Origin of the sequence: Verrucosispora sp. WMMA2121 (assembly GCF_027460185.1) — a bacterium.
In the GTDB taxonomy this organism is placed as follows: Bacteria; Actinomycetota; Actinomycetes; order Mycobacteriales; family Micromonosporaceae; genus Micromonospora; species Micromonospora palythoicola.
On record NZ_JAPZBH010000004.1, the window covers coordinates 1,615,142 to 1,627,972 of the forward strand.

Annotated in this window: 12 protein-coding genes and 1 tRNA gene; 7 read left to right on the forward strand and 6 right to left on the reverse strand. The window is 70.8% G+C overall.

Going from position 1 to position 12,831, the window contains the following annotated elements; genetic code table 11:
• Positions 1-264: 264 nt before the first annotated feature.
• Positions 265-2,724, forward strand: coding sequence for a penicillin-binding protein (locus O7605_RS08200; protein WP_269738603.1), 2,460 nt, complete (start codon positions 265-267; stop codon positions 2,722-2,724).
• Between the two features lie 128 nt (positions 2,725-2,852).
• Here O7605_RS08200 and O7605_RS08205 read toward each other — a convergent pair whose 3' ends face one another.
• The gene (locus O7605_RS08205) at positions 2,853-3,308 is read right to left on the reverse strand and encodes a GatB/YqeY domain-containing protein (RefSeq protein ID WP_269738604.1); all 456 of its coding nucleotides are present in this window, start codon (positions 3,306-3,308) and stop codon (positions 2,853-2,855) included.
• Positions 3,309-3,333: 25 nt separating this feature from the next.
• Between O7605_RS08205 and O7605_RS08210 the strand changes: the two genes are divergently transcribed.
• The 3 genes from O7605_RS08210 to O7605_RS08220 all read left to right on the forward strand — a co-directional run bounded on the left by O7605_RS08210 (position 3,334) and on the right by O7605_RS08220 (position 4,830).
• Positions 3,334-4,227, forward strand: a complete 894-nt coding sequence (locus O7605_RS08210; RefSeq protein WP_269738605.1) for a metallophosphoesterase — start codon at positions 3,334-3,336, stop codon at positions 4,225-4,227.
• A 65-nt stretch (positions 4,228-4,292) separates the two neighbouring features.
• Positions 4,293-4,369 (forward strand) — tRNA-Pro (locus tag O7605_RS08215).
• 134 nt (positions 4,370-4,503) lie between these two features.
• On the forward strand, positions 4,504-4,830 hold the full coding sequence (locus O7605_RS08220) for a zinc finger domain-containing protein (protein WP_269738606.1): 327 nt from the start codon (positions 4,504-4,506) through the stop codon (positions 4,828-4,830).
• A gap of 39 nt (positions 4,831-4,869) precedes the next feature.
• Here the strand turns inward: O7605_RS08220 and O7605_RS08225 are convergent, their stop codons facing one another.
• From O7605_RS08225 to O7605_RS08235, 3 genes are all read right to left on the reverse strand, one after another.
• Positions 4,870-5,334: a hypothetical protein gene (locus O7605_RS08225; RefSeq protein WP_269738607.1), complete on the reverse strand. Its 465-nt coding sequence runs from the start codon at positions 5,332-5,334 to the stop codon at positions 4,870-4,872.
• A 109-nt stretch (positions 5,335-5,443) separates the two neighbouring features.
• Positions 5,444-5,902 carry a lamin tail domain-containing protein gene (locus tag O7605_RS08230; RefSeq protein ID WP_269738608.1) on the reverse strand — a complete coding sequence of 153 codons (459 nt, stop codon included), beginning with the start codon at positions 5,900-5,902 and terminating at the stop codon, positions 5,444-5,446.
• 374 nt (positions 5,903-6,276) lie between these two features.
• Positions 6,277-7,056 (reverse strand): phosphodiesterase, encoded by a 780-nt coding sequence (locus tag O7605_RS08235; RefSeq protein ID WP_269738609.1) that lies wholly within the window; start codon positions 7,054-7,056, stop codon positions 6,277-6,279.
• Between the two features lie 188 nt (positions 7,057-7,244).
• Here O7605_RS08235 and O7605_RS08240 point away from each other — a divergent pair, with 188 nt between their 5' ends.
• The gene (locus O7605_RS08240; protein ID WP_269738610.1) at positions 7,245-8,663 is read left to right on the forward strand and encodes a GGDEF domain-containing protein; all 1,419 of its coding nucleotides are present in this window, start codon (positions 7,245-7,247) and stop codon (positions 8,661-8,663) included.
• Between the two features lie 153 nt (positions 8,664-8,816).
• Here O7605_RS08240 and O7605_RS08245 read toward each other — a convergent pair whose 3' ends face one another.
• The gene (locus O7605_RS08245; RefSeq protein ID WP_269738611.1) at positions 8,817-9,878 is read right to left on the reverse strand and encodes an aspartate-semialdehyde dehydrogenase; all 1,062 of its coding nucleotides are present in this window, start codon (positions 9,876-9,878) and stop codon (positions 8,817-8,819) included.
• Positions 9,879-9,883: 5 nt separating this feature from the next.
• On the reverse strand, positions 9,884-11,149 hold the full coding sequence (locus tag O7605_RS08250; protein ID WP_269738612.1) for an aspartate kinase: 1,266 nt from the start codon (positions 11,147-11,149) through the stop codon (positions 9,884-9,886).
• Positions 11,150-11,371: 222 nt separating this feature from the next.
• On the opposite strand from O7605_RS08250, the gene O7605_RS08255 reads away from it, so the two are divergent.
• Both O7605_RS08255 and O7605_RS08260 read left to right on the forward strand, forming a co-directional pair.
• Positions 11,372-12,163: a hypothetical protein gene (locus tag O7605_RS08255; protein ID WP_269738613.1), complete on the forward strand. Its 792-nt coding sequence runs from the start codon at positions 11,372-11,374 to the stop codon at positions 12,161-12,163.
• A gap of 108 nt (positions 12,164-12,271) precedes the next feature.
• The gene (locus O7605_RS08260; protein WP_269738614.1) at positions 12,272-12,820 is read left to right on the forward strand and encodes a nitroreductase family protein; all 549 of its coding nucleotides are present in this window, start codon (positions 12,272-12,274) and stop codon (positions 12,818-12,820) included.
• Positions 12,821-12,831 lie beyond the last annotated feature (11 nt).

Here is a 12,831-nt window from a genome sequence, read left to right on the forward strand (position 1 = left end):
CCGCACGATTACGCAACGTTGTCGGCGAAATCCATCATTCCGGACAACCCCGACCTCTCGGGCCCGGGACCGCCGCTTACCCCACCGAGGTCGGCGAAAACGCTGCGAGTCGCCTCCGTACGGAGGAAACTCGGCTCGAATCCACGCAACCGGACACCCGGTGCCACGCGTCTAGCACAACGAGGACGGCGCGCGCAGGAAATGGGGAAAAGACGCCCCGGCGCCCCTCGTTACCTGTTCGCGTACCCTGTCGAGGTGACCTGGATGCGGAAACGTGACCACAACGTCCTGACCAACGCCGCATCGCTGCTCATCTGTGGGCTGTTGGCCGGTGTGGTGGTCGCCGCTGCGGCCTTCCCCGCGGTGGCGATGTCAGGCCTGGCCGCGAAGGCCGGCGCGGAGACCTTCGGCGCGCTGCCGAAGGAACTCACCGTGGCCCGCGCACCGCAGATCAGCTATCTGCTCGCCTCCGACGGCAAGACGCCGCTGGCCACGATGTACGACGAGAACCGGCGCGACGTGAAGCTCGCCGACATCTCGGAGAACATGCGCAACGCGATCATCGCCGCCGAGGACCACGACTTCTACAAGCACAACGGGGTCGACCTCAACGGCGTGGCCCGGGCCTTCGTCAACAACAGCCAGGCCGGCGCCGACCGTCAGGGCGCCTCGACGTTGACCATGCAGTACGTCCGGATGGGCATCGCGTACTCGGCCACGCACCCGGCCGACGTGATCGCCGCGACCGAGGACACCAGCGCGCGCAAGCTGCGCGAGATGCGGTACGCGCTCCAGCTCGACAAGGAGATGTCGAAGGACGAGATCCTGGAGCGCTACCTCAACCTCGCCGCCTTCGGCAACGGCGCGTACGGTGTCTACGCCGCCAGCCAGGTCTACTTCAACAAGCCGCCGAAGGACCTGAAGATCGAAGAGGCGGCCATGCTGGCCGGCCTGGTGAAGGCCCCCACCTCGTTCGATCCGACCACCAAGGACGGCTACCCGCACGCGGTCGACCGGCGCAACTACGTGATCGACAACATGGTCAAGACCGGCGCGATCACCCAGCAGCAGGCCGACGAGGCCAAGGCCGTCAAGCTGGTGGTCAAGGGCAAGCGGGCGCCGAACGGCTGCGTCGCCACCAACAAGAACGCCTGGGGCTTCTTCTGCGACTACTTCTACCGCTGGTGGATGTCGCAGGAGACGTTCGGGGCGACCTCGTACGACCGGGAGCGGCGGCTCAAGAGCGGCGGCTACACCATCGTCACGACCCTGGACAAGCAGGCCCAGAATGGCGCCGACGACGCGGTCCGCGACGCCAAGTCGGTGAACGCCAAGGAAGCCGTGATGGTGGCGGTGGTCGAGCCCGGCACCGGTCGGGTCCGGGCGCTGTCGGTGAACCGGAACTTCAAGCTCGACAACCCCGACAAGCCCAAGAACAAGCCGCACAGCGACCCGAAGCAGCGGGAGAAGGGCAAGCGGGGCAATTACCCGAACACGGTCAACCCGCTGTTGACCGGTGGCGACGGCATCACCGGCTACCAGGCCGGCTCGGTTTTCAAGATGTACACGATCGTGGCCGCGCTGGAGAAGGGCATCCCGCTCAGCTACACCTTCAACGCGCCGCAGCAGTTCAAGTCCGAATACATCATCGACAGCAGCAGCCCCGCCGCCTGTCCGGGCACCAACCTCTACTGCCCGACCAACTCCGGCAAGAAGGCCGGTGGCGTGCAGAACATGTGGAGCGCCTTCTCCGCCTCCATCAACACCTACTTCGTGCCGTTGCAGCAGCAGGTCGGCGCGGAGAACGTGGTGGACGTGGCCAAGCGCCTCGGCATCCAGTTCCGCCAGAGCAAGGACGCGGAGTTCGCCAACACCAAGGAGGCCGCGCACCAGTGGGGCGCGTTCACCCTGGGCGTCTCGCAGGTCACCCCGTTGGAGCTGGCCAACTCGTACGCCACCCTGGCCGCCGACGGCAAGTACTGCGAGCCGATCCCGGTGCAGGAGATCCGGGACCTGGACGGCAACAAGCTGGACGTGGCCAACCCGCGTTGCGAGAAGCGGTTCAGCACCGAGGTGGCCCGCGCCGCGGTGGACGCGGCCCGCTGCCCGGTCGGGGACAACTCCTCCACCAGCAAGTGCGGCGGCAGCCGCACCGCCGCCGAGGTGAAGTGGAACGTCGACAAGCCGGTGGCCGGCAAGTCCGGCACCACCGACTCCGAGAAGACCGCCTCGCTCGTCGCGATGACCAAGCAGTACGCGGTGGCCGGCATCCTGGCCGACCCGGACTGGCCGCAGACGAACGTCAGGATGAAGCACAAGACCGACGACGGCATCAACCCGCCGGTCTGGAAGACGTTGAAGGCTGCCATGAAGGGCAAGAAGGGGATCAACTTCGAACCGCCCGGTAAGAAGATCTCCCTGGGCGACCAGCGCAGCATCCCGGACGTCGGCTGCCTGTCCCTCGATCGGGCCAAGTCCCGCCTCTCCGGTGCCGGCTTCGAGCCGATCGTCTCCAGCAGCCGGGTCACCTCCAACTGCCCTGCCGGCACGGCCGCCAGCACCAGCCCCAGCGGCCGCACCATCAAGGGCGGCATCGTGACGATCGTGGTCAGCGCCGGCAAGCCCAGCAACGACAACGGCGGCGGTAACGGCCGGCCGGGCAACGACGCGCCCTCCGGCCCGCCCAGCAACCCCGGCCGTCCGCCGGACCGGCCCGGCGGCTGACGGCTGACCGGCCTCAGCAATGCCCGAACGGGCGGGCATCCCTTGATCGGGGTGCCCGCCCGCTTCATGTGGTGTCCCCTGCCGCCGGCAGGACAGACAGCCGGCTCGGAATATTCGGCTGGGACGGCTCAGAGGCCCAGTTGGCGGCGTACCTCGGCGGCCACCCGACCGCCCTCGGCCTGGCCGGCCACCGCGGCCTGGGCCGCCTTCATCGCCGGGCCCATCTGGGCCTTGCCGGTGAAGCCGCCCGCCGCCAGCGCCTGCGTGACAAGCGCGGTCAACTCGGCGTCGGAGAGCTGCTTCGGCAGGTAACGATCCAACACCTCACCCTCGGCGCTCTCCCTGGCGGCCTGCTCGGCGCGGCCCGCGTCGGCGAAGGCGGTGGCGGCCTCGCGGCGCTTCTTGGCCTCCTTGGTCAGCACGGCCACCACCTCGTCGTCGCTGAGTTCCCGCTTGGCCTTGCCGGAGACCTCGGCGGTACCCACGGCGGCCAGGGCCATCCGCAGGGTGGAGGTGGTCAGCTCGTCGCGGGCCTTGAGGGCGGTGCGCATGTCGGCGGTGAGGCGGTCCTTCAGCGTGCTCATGGACGGTCAAACTACCCTGATCGGCATGCGAAAGCGCACACTATTCCGGCTCGCGACCGCAACCGTCGCGACGGGTGCCGCCGCCCTGGCGTACGCCTCCCTCGTCGAGCGCAACATGTTCACCCTCCGCCGCTTCGACGTGCCGGTGCTGCCGACCGGCACCGAGCCGCTGCGCGTGCTGCACCTGTCGGACCTGCACATGACCCCCAACCAGGTACGCAAGCAGCAGTGGGTCGCCTCACTGGCCGCTCTCGACCCCGACCTGGTGGTGGTGACCGGGGACAACATGGCGCACCCGGGCGCGGTGCCGGGCGTGCTGCGGGCCCTGCAACCCCTGCTCGACTACCCAGGTGCGTTCGTGTTCGGCTCGAACGACTACACCGGGCCGGTCTGGAAGAACCCGTTCAGCTACTTCCTGCCCGAGCGGGAGTACACCGAGGGAGTCGAGCTGCCCGCCGAGGAGCTGCGTGACGTGCTCGTCGGGGCCGGTTGGGTCGATCTGAACAACCGGCGTACCACGGTCAAGGCCGGTGGCCGGGCGATCGACATCGCCGGCGTGGACGACCCGCACGTCGAGCGGGACGACTACGCCTCGGTCGCCGGGCCGATCTCCCCCGCCGCCGACCTGTCCATCGCGCTCACCCACTCTCCCGAGCCGGCGTTGCTCGATGAGATGGCCGCCGACGGCTTCGGGCTGCTGCTCGCCGGGCACACCCACGGTGGCCAGGTGTGCGTACCGGGAGTGGGAGCGTTGGTGACCAACTGCGGGCTGCCCCGGTCGATGGCGAAGGGCCTGCACCGCTGGCCTGGGTCGGACTCCTGGCTGCACGTCTCCGCCGGGCTCGGCACCCACCCGACCGCCCCCGTCCGGTTCGCCTGCCCACCGGAGGCCAGCCTGCTCACGCTGATCCCGCGCTGACCGTCCGCACCGGGGTACCGAGTTTGAGCCCCGGGACGGGTGGGCTACTATTTGTCGGCACGCCTCGGGGTGTGGCGCAGCTTGGTAGCGCGCTTCGTTCGGGACGAAGAGGTCGTCGGTTCGAATCCGGCCACCCCGACCAGGTGAGGGGCACATCCAGCCACTGGATGTGCCCCTCTTTCTGTGGCGGGACAAGGCCATCGCCCGGCCGACGCATCGAGCACGGCGAGTTTGCGAGGTCAGGTTTGGCCTATGGGTCGACGGGGATGCGCGGGCATGCGCATCGACGTGGACGAGCCCGACGCCCGCAACCTGTTCTGGGAAGGGATGCGAGACGTCGCCAACGCCGCCGCACGCCATCAGGATCAAGCCCTCTACCAGGCAATCATCAAGATCGGCAGAGCCGCGTTGGCGCAGGGCGTCGATCTGGTGTCGTCGGGCGGGCTGTTCCTGCAGTGCCCGATCTGCGACGCCCAGCCAGGTCAACTCTGCATCAACGTGGCCAGCCACCCGCTCGGAGATCGCGCCTGCCATCCGGAGCGCGTCGAGCTGGCGGCGAAGGCGTTCAGCGGAGAAGTGCCGATTCCCCCTCCGCTGCGCTGACCCGCTGGTTCGACCTGGCCGACGTCGGAGCGCCCCAGCTCAGCCGACCCGGCGGCGATGCTCGCGGCGCAGCCGCGCGGCCTGCACGGCGGCGACGCCGAGGAGGACCAGGAGCACCGGGCCGCCACCGAGGACGACGAGACCGGCCCCGATGTTCGCACCGATCGCTCCGGCCGTCATGATCCGCCAGCCGAGACCGATCAGCACTCCGGCGACAATCACCGGTACGAGCGCGGACCACCAGCGGGGATCGAGTTTGTGGGTGACGGTGGCGCGAATCAACAGGGCCAGCGACACCAGCAGCAGCGCGCTGGCCACGACCACCAGGACCCGGTCGCCGGTCGGGCCCAGGCTGACCGGCTCCACCGCGTAGTCGAGCGACTCTCCCTCGGCCGCGATTCGCCGCGCCGCCTCGCCGGTCAGGTCGCCGACGAGCCAGGCGGTCACCACCGGAGTGCTCAGCAGCAGGGCCACCGCCAGCAGCCCGAGACCACGCCTCAACACGCCACCCCTCTGTCCCGCTGGTCGGACGGCCCGGGGCAACCACCGGCGACCTCAGCGAACCAACGATAGTGATTCGCGTTGGTCCTCGTCGCCCCGGGCCGTCGTCCGGTCAGCAGTTCGTGTAGCCGTTGCCCTTCTTCGTCCAGGCGCACTTGTCGATCTGCTTGCCGCTGGCGTCGCGCAGGTACGCGGTGTCGCCGGTGTTGTTCCAGATGTAGTTGCCCGAGCCCCAGTACCGGGTACTGGCCGTGTTCTTGCCCTTGCCGGTACGGATGACGACGCTCTTGCCCTTGGCGAGCTTGACGTCGCCGCTGAACTTGTAGACGTGGTTCGCCTTGTCGCGCAGGGTCCAGTTCTTCAGGTTGATGGTGCTCGCCCGCCGATTGGTCAGCTTCACGTACTCGGCGTTGAGGCTGGAATTCGACCGGTTGTCAGTGCCCGGCGAGTCGTAGTAGACCTTGGTGATCTCGATGGCCGGGGTGGCGGCCTGCGCCGGAACGGCCAAGGTGAGCGAAGCACCCACCACCACCGCGAACGCGGCCACCAGCCCGATGAGCCTTCTCGTCATACGTGTCAACCCCCACGGACAGCGCCGGAATCTCGGCGCGGATGTGTCACGCCGACGCGTGACGGAGCGAGGTTAACGACGCATCACCGCGCAGTGAACACCCCGGCATGCGCTGCCACCGATTAGAGCCGACCAGCGCCCCCGGCACATCCGGCCGGCATCTCCGGTCCACCCGGCCGGCTCGCTGGAATCGCCCGGTCCGACCGATCGGGCCCGCCTCACGATCAAGATCAGCCGGCCGAACCGCTTCGTCGGCTCACGCCTTCGGCGTCCACTTCGGACCGTCGGGCATGGCCCTCGGTCACTCTTCGGGGTAGCCGTCCGTCCGTGCCGGGCACGGGTCTGGCACCGGCCGCCACCAACCCTCGGACGGTTCAGAAGCCGCAGGTCATCCCGGCGGTGTGGCTCACCTGGACGGTGTGCGTGACGCAGCCCGACCGGGACACCAGGTGCAGCAGCAGCGCGGTCGGCTCGGCGACCCACCCGATCCGCTCGTCGTCGCTCATGGTCAGCGTGCACTGTCGCCAGGTGCTCGGCGCCACCGACAGCACCGTGCCGGCGAAGGTCGCGGTCACCGGACGGTGCAGGTGGCCTGCGGCGACGCGTACCACGTGGGGGTGCCGGAGCAGCACCTCGGCGAGCTCGGCACCGTCGGCGAGCCGGATCGCGTCGGCGACCGGGATGCCGACCTCGACCGGCGGATGGTGCAGGCAGACCACGGCCGGCACGTCGGGGCGCGCGGCCAGCGCGCCGTCCAGCCAGGCGAGCTGCTCCGCGCCGAGCCGCCCGCCGTCCGAGCCGGGGACCAGGGAGTCGAGCACCAGCACGGTCGCACCGGGGTGATCGACCTGGTAGTACGCGGAGAAGCCACCGCCGAGCCAGGGTGTGCCCCCGAAGGCGTCGAGCAGCGACTCGCGGTCGTCGTGATTGCCGGTGACCAGGTGCACCGGCAGCGGGAACCGCCCGAGCACCTCGCGCAGCACGGCGTACTCGTCGGGACGGCCGTGATCGGCCAGGTCGCCGGTGATGACCACGCAGTCGGGCCGGGGGTTCAGCGCCAGCACCCGGCCGAGCGCCCGGTGCAGGCCAGCGGCCGGCTCGGCACCGAGGACGCCGGTGGTCAGGTGCGGATCGCTGAGGTGGGCGATGAGCATCGGGCCTCCACTCGACCTGAGATCCCCACGCTATCGCCGTCGCGCCCCGCGCGTGGCCCCACCGGCCGTGTCCACACCCTGTGGATAGCACATGTGTACGACCACAGCCGGCTCCCAGTTCCGCGTGAGTACGCTTGATCCGCGACCCGGCGCCACCGGGATCGGATCCGACCTGGGACGACGTGCGAGTGGATCACCAGAAAGTCATCCGTGACGTCACGGTCCGCCTGCCCATGGCGTCGACCGTCGCCGAGGTCTGCGATGCGGCCGTCGACGCCCTCGCCCGGTACACGCCCGCCACGATCGCCGTCCTGCTGCACGTGCACGGCCGGCTGCGGTGTGTCGCCGCCACCGGCTCCTGGCAGGTCTTCGCCGCCGTCGCACCGGACGCCGGCATCGTGGGCCGGGTCTACACCGCTGGACGCTCCGCCGTCGTCCCGGATGTCGCCGTCGACGACGCGCACATCCCGGTACGCCCCGACGTCACCGCCGAGGTGTGCGTACCGGTGCTGAACCCGGCGGGCCGGACCATCGGCGTACTCGACCTGCAGTGGACCGGGCCGGCCGACCTCGGCTCCTGGCAGACGGTCGCCGAACAGGTCGCCGCCCGCCTCGGCACCCGGATCTCGGCGCTCGGTGGACCGGCGGAGAGCCGCAGCGAGAAGCTGCTCCGGCACGTCTCGGCGATGACCGCCGCCACCACCGAGTGGGAGCTGATGACGGCCGCGATCGCGGCGGCCCGGGACGTGTCGACCCTCGCCGCCGCCGTGCTGCTGCTCGGTGGCCGGGGTGGGCCGCGACTCGGCGCCCCGACGGTCGCACCGGGTGAGTTGGAGACCCGGATGCGCACGGAGCTGGCCGACCTGGCCGCCCCGGCCATCGGACGCGTCATCGACCGGGCCCACCGCTACGGCGCCGGCTACACGCTCGGCGAGGCCGGCCATCCACCGACCGACGAGCATCAGCCGTTGGTGCGGGCGGGCGTCAGCACCCTGGTGGCGGTGCCGTTCGGGCCACCGGAACGCGGCGGGGTGCTGCTGGTCGCCGACGAGCGGCTACTGCGGCCGGACCCGACCACGGTCAACCTGTTGGAGCTGCTGGCCGGGCAGGCATGGGGCTTGCTGGACCGGCTACGCACCCTGGAACGGCTGCGTGAGCAGGCCAGCTCCGACCCGCTGACCGGGCTGCGGCACACCGGCCCGTTCGGGCAGCGGATCGCCACCGTGACGCCGGGCCGCACCGCACTGCTGGCGATCGACGTGGACGACTTCAAGACCGTCAACGACACGTACGGCCACCAGGCGGGTGACCGGGTGCTGATCGGACTCGCCCGGGCCCTGGAGGATGCGCTGCGCCAGGGCGACGAGTTGTACCGGATCGGCGGGGACGAATTCGTCGCGGTGATCGAGGTCAGTCGCCCCGAGGAGGCGGTACGCGTCGCGGAACGGCTGACCGAGGCGGCCCGCCGGGTGGGCCGCACGATCAGCGTCGGCGTGGCTCTCCCCCGCCCCGGCGAGCCACCTGAACTCGCCCTGCGCCGCGCCGACCAGGCCCTCTACGCGGTCAAACGCCAGGGCCGCGACGGCGTCCACCTCTCCGCCGCCTAACCACCCCACCCCACCCCACCCCCCACCTCGCCCCGCCCCACCCACCCCACCCCGCCGGGTTGATCATGAAGTTATTGCGGCGGAGAGCGCTCCCGGGTGACAACAACTTCATGATCGACCCAGGCCATGGGGAGGAGGGGAGGGGTTTGGGGGTCAGGGGTGGGTCAGGTCTTTGGCGAGGAGTTCGGCGATCTGGGCGGTGTTGAGGGCGGCGCCCTTGCGGAGGTTGTCGCCGGTGACGAAGAAGTCCAAGGCGCGTGGGTCATCGACGGCGCGGCGGATCCGGCCGACCCAGGACGGGTCGGTGCCCACCGCGTCGATCGGCATCGGGAACTCGCCGGACGCCGGATCGTCGACCACGATCACTCCGGGCGCGTTGCGCAGCACGGCACGGGCGCCCTCGGCGTCGATCTCGGTGGCGAAGACGGCGTGCACCGCGACCGAGTGCCCGGTCACCACGGGTACCCGTACGCAGGTGGCGGAGACCTTGAGGTCACGCAGTCCGAGGATCTTGCGCGACTCGTTGCGCAGCTTCATCTCCTCGGACGACCAGCCGCCATCGGCCAGCGAGCCCGCCCAGGGGACCACGTTGAGCGCCAGCGGCGCGGGGAACGGGCCGAGTTCGTCGCCGACCGCCTGCCGCACGTCGCCGGTACGCGAGCCGAGCAGCCGGTCACCGGCCACCTTCGCCAGCTGGTCGTGCAGCGCGTCCGCACCGGCCTGACCGGCCCCGGAGACCGCCTGGTACGAGGCGAGCACCAGCTCCCGCAGGCCGTACTCGCGGTGCAGCGGGGCGACCGCGACGATCATCGCAAGCGTCGTGCAGTTGGCGTTGGCGACGATCCCCCGGGGGCGGTTCCGTAGCTGTTCCGGGTTGATCTCGGGCACCACCAGCGGCACGTCTGGGTCCATCCGGAAGGCGCCCGAGTTGTCCACCACGACTGCCCCACGGTCGACCGCGACGGGCGCCCAGTGGGCGGCGACCTCGTCCGGCACGTCGAACATTGCCACGTCGACGCCGTCGAGCGCCTCCTCGGTGAGCACCTGGACGGTCAGCTCCTCGCCCCGGCAGCGGACCCGCCGGCCGGCGGAGCGCTCGGAGGCCAGCAGCCGGATCTCGCCCCAGACGTTGCGCCGCCCGGTGAGCAGCTCACACATCACGGTGCCGACGGCCCCCGTCGCCCCGACCACGGCCAGGGTGGGCAGCCTGGCCACCCGGGCTACCGCCCCGTCCCCGCGTACACCACGGCTTCGGTGTCGCCGCCGAGGTCGAAGGCCTCGTGGATGGCCCGGACCGCCGCGTCGAGGTCGGTGTCCCGGCAGACCACCGAGACGCGGATCTCCGAGGTCGAGATCATCTCGATGTTCACCCCGGCCTGGCCAAGCGCGGCGAAGAAGCCGGCGGCCACTCCGGGGTGCGACCGCATCCCCGCGCCGATCAGGGAAACCTTACCGACGTGGTCGTCGTAGAGCAGACCCTTGAAGTTCAGCACTTCCTGGATCTTGCTCAGGGCGGCCATCGCGGTCGGACCGTCGGTCTTCGGCAGCGTGAACGAGATGTCCGTGCGACCCGTGCCCTCGGTGGAGACGTTCTGCACGATCATGTCGATGTTGATCTCAGCGCCCGCGACGGTGTCGAAGATCCGCGCGGCGGCGCCGGGCTCGTCGGGCACCCCGACGATAGTGATCTTGGCCTCGCTGCGGTCGTGGGCGACCCCGGTGATCAGTGCCTGCTCCACAGAGAGCTCCTCCATCGATCCGGTGACCATGGTGCCGGTGTTTGTCGAGTATGACGATCGGACGTGGATCGGCAGTCCGGCCCGCCGGGCGTACTCCACGCTACGCAGGTGCAGCACCTTGGCGCCGCAGGCGGCCAGCTCGAGCATCTCCTCGTAGGTGATCTGCCTGATGTGCCGGGCGTTGGGCACGATCCGCGGATCGGCGGTGAACACCCCGTCGACGTCGGTGTAGATCTCGCAGACGTCCGCCCGCAGCGCCGCGGCCAGCGCCACGGCGGTGGTGTCGGACCCGCCCCGGCCGAGGGTGGTGACGTCCTTGGTGTCCTGCGAGACGCCCTGGAAGCCGGCGACGATGACCACGGCCCCCTCGTCCAGGGCGCCCTTCAGGCGCCCCGGGGTGACGTCGATGATCCGTGCCCGGCCGTGCACCGACGTGGTGATCACGCCGGCCTGGGAGCCGGTGAACGAACGGGCCTCGTAGCCCAGGTTGTGGATCGCCATGGCGAGCAGCGCCATGGAGATCCGCTCGCCGGCGGTGAGGAGCATGTCCAGCTCCCGCCCGGGCGGCAACGGACTCACCTGGTTGGCCAGGTCGAGCAGTTCGTCGGTGGTGTCGCCCATCGCGGAGACCACCACGACCACGTCGTCGCCGGCCTTGCGGGCCGCGACGATGCGCTCGGCCACCCGCTTGATCCGCTCGGCGTTGGCGACGGAGGACCCGCCGTACTTCTGCACCACGAGTGCCACGACGGTGCACTCCCTCCCGGTTGCCCTGAGCGTGCCGACGCCGCCGGCACCGGGGCCGGCGGCGCGGGTCGGACGACCTCAGGGTATCGGGCGTCTCTGACCGCCAGGTCAGGTGATCCCACGATCCGGCCCGCAGGCACGACGGCAGTGGCCTGCGACACGCTGGGAACGCCGGCCGTCCCGGGGCTGTGCCGAGCCCGGCCGAACACCCAGAATGACCGGATGCCCGCCGCCCATCATCCGAACCGCCACCTGATCGCCGCGCTCGCGCTCGCCGTGCCCGCACTTCTCGCCGCCTGCTCGCCCGATCCGCCGGCCGACCCCGCGCCGGCCCCGACCGTCCCACCGCGCCCGGCCGGCCCGGACGCGGCCCGGGACGAGTTGGCCGCCCTCGCGGCCGCCGCCCAGGACCGGCACCTGGTCGCCCGGTACACGTTGCGGGTGGGCGGGACCGCCGACCGCCTGATCGTCTTCACCAGCGCCGACGACGGCAGTTGGCGGGTGGACGTGCCGGGCGGGGCGCTCGGCGGCACCGCCGACATCGCGCTGGCCGCCATCGCGGACGGGTTGTTCCAGTGCGGGCTGCCGTCGGCGGCCCGACCTGAACCGGCCAGCTGCGTACGCCTCGGCGAGCCCGACGACACGCTGCCGCGCCGACTGGATCCCCGGGTGCAGCACCCGTTCACCGACTGGCTCGACGTGCTCACCGACCGGCGCGCCCCGTTGTCGGTGTCGCCGGCCATGGCACTGCCCGAGGCGACCGGCAACTGCTACTCGGTGGAGACCACCGCGGCGTCGATCAATCCACCGCTGGATGTCGGCATCTACTGTTTCGACGCCGACGGCACACCGACGGCGGTACGGGCGGCGTTCGGCACGCTGACGCTGGCCGGCCCGCCCGAACCGGCCCCGGGCACGGTCCAACTGCCCGGCCCGGTCGTCGAGGGTGAGCCGCTGGGCATGGCCGCGCCGGTGGACCCGACCACACCCGCCGGCCCGGAGCCGACCCAGTAGCGGCGGGCACGTGGGAACGCCCTGACGACCATCCCGTTACGGGTGTCCTTGCCCACATTTGACCACCCGGACCCGTGTGCTAAATCGCCCATACGGGACACTCTTCCCATGACCGATCTCACTCCGCTGCTCGCCTTCCGCTGGAGCCCCCGCTCCTTCGACCCGGTCGCGGAGTTGACCTCGGCCGAGGTGACGACCCTGCTGGAGGCGGCACGGTGGGCACCCTCGGTCGGCAACCGCCAACCGTGGCGGTTCGCCGTCGGGCACCGCGAGGACGAGACCTTCAAGCGGATCCTCGTCAACCTGCCACCGGGCGAACAGCGGTGGGCCGGCCGGGCCAGCCTCCTGCTGCTCGCCGCGCGGCACGCCACCGACAACCCGTTCGCGGCGTACGACCTGGGGCAGGCCGTGGCCCACCTGACCGTGCAGGCCACCGCGCTCGGGCTGCACGTCCGCCAGGTGACCGACCTCGACCGACCCGGCCTGGTCGCCGACCTCGATCTGCCCGCCGACGTGGAACCGTCCGTCGTGACGGCGATCGGGCAGCTCGGCGACCCGTTCAGCCTCCCGGCCGACCTGCTGGTCCGCGAGACCTCGCTACGCCGTCGCCGGCCACTCGCCGAACTGATGCTGACCTGCCCGGACCTCACGCGTTGAGGATCACGCCG

Excerpts from the sequence above, each read along its gene's own strand:
- O7605_RS08200 (WP_269738603.1), top strand. The coding sequence starts at position 265 with ATGCGGAAACGTGACCACAACGTCCTGACCAACGCCGCATCGCTGCTC.
- O7605_RS08205 (WP_269738604.1), bottom strand. The coding sequence starts at position 3,308 with ATGAGCACGCTGAAGGACCGCCTCACCGCCGACATGCGCACCGCCCTC.
- O7605_RS08210 (WP_269738605.1), top strand. The coding sequence starts at position 3,334 with ATGCGAAAGCGCACACTATTCCGGCTCGCGACCGCAACCGTCGCGACG.
- O7605_RS08220 (WP_269738606.1), top strand. The coding sequence starts at position 4,504 with ATGCGCATCGACGTGGACGAGCCCGACGCCCGCAACCTGTTCTGGGAA.
- O7605_RS08230 (WP_269738608.1), bottom strand. The coding sequence starts at position 5,902 with ATGACGAGAAGGCTCATCGGGCTGGTGGCCGCGTTCGCGGTGGTGGTG.
- O7605_RS08235 (WP_269738609.1), bottom strand. The coding sequence starts at position 7,056 with ATGCTCATCGCCCACCTCAGCGATCCGCACCTGACCACCGGCGTCCTC.
- O7605_RS08255 (WP_269738613.1), top strand. The coding sequence starts at position 11,372 with ATGCCCGCCGCCCATCATCCGAACCGCCACCTGATCGCCGCGCTCGCG.
- O7605_RS08260 (WP_269738614.1), top strand. The coding sequence starts at position 12,272 with ATGACCGATCTCACTCCGCTGCTCGCCTTCCGCTGGAGCCCCCGCTCC.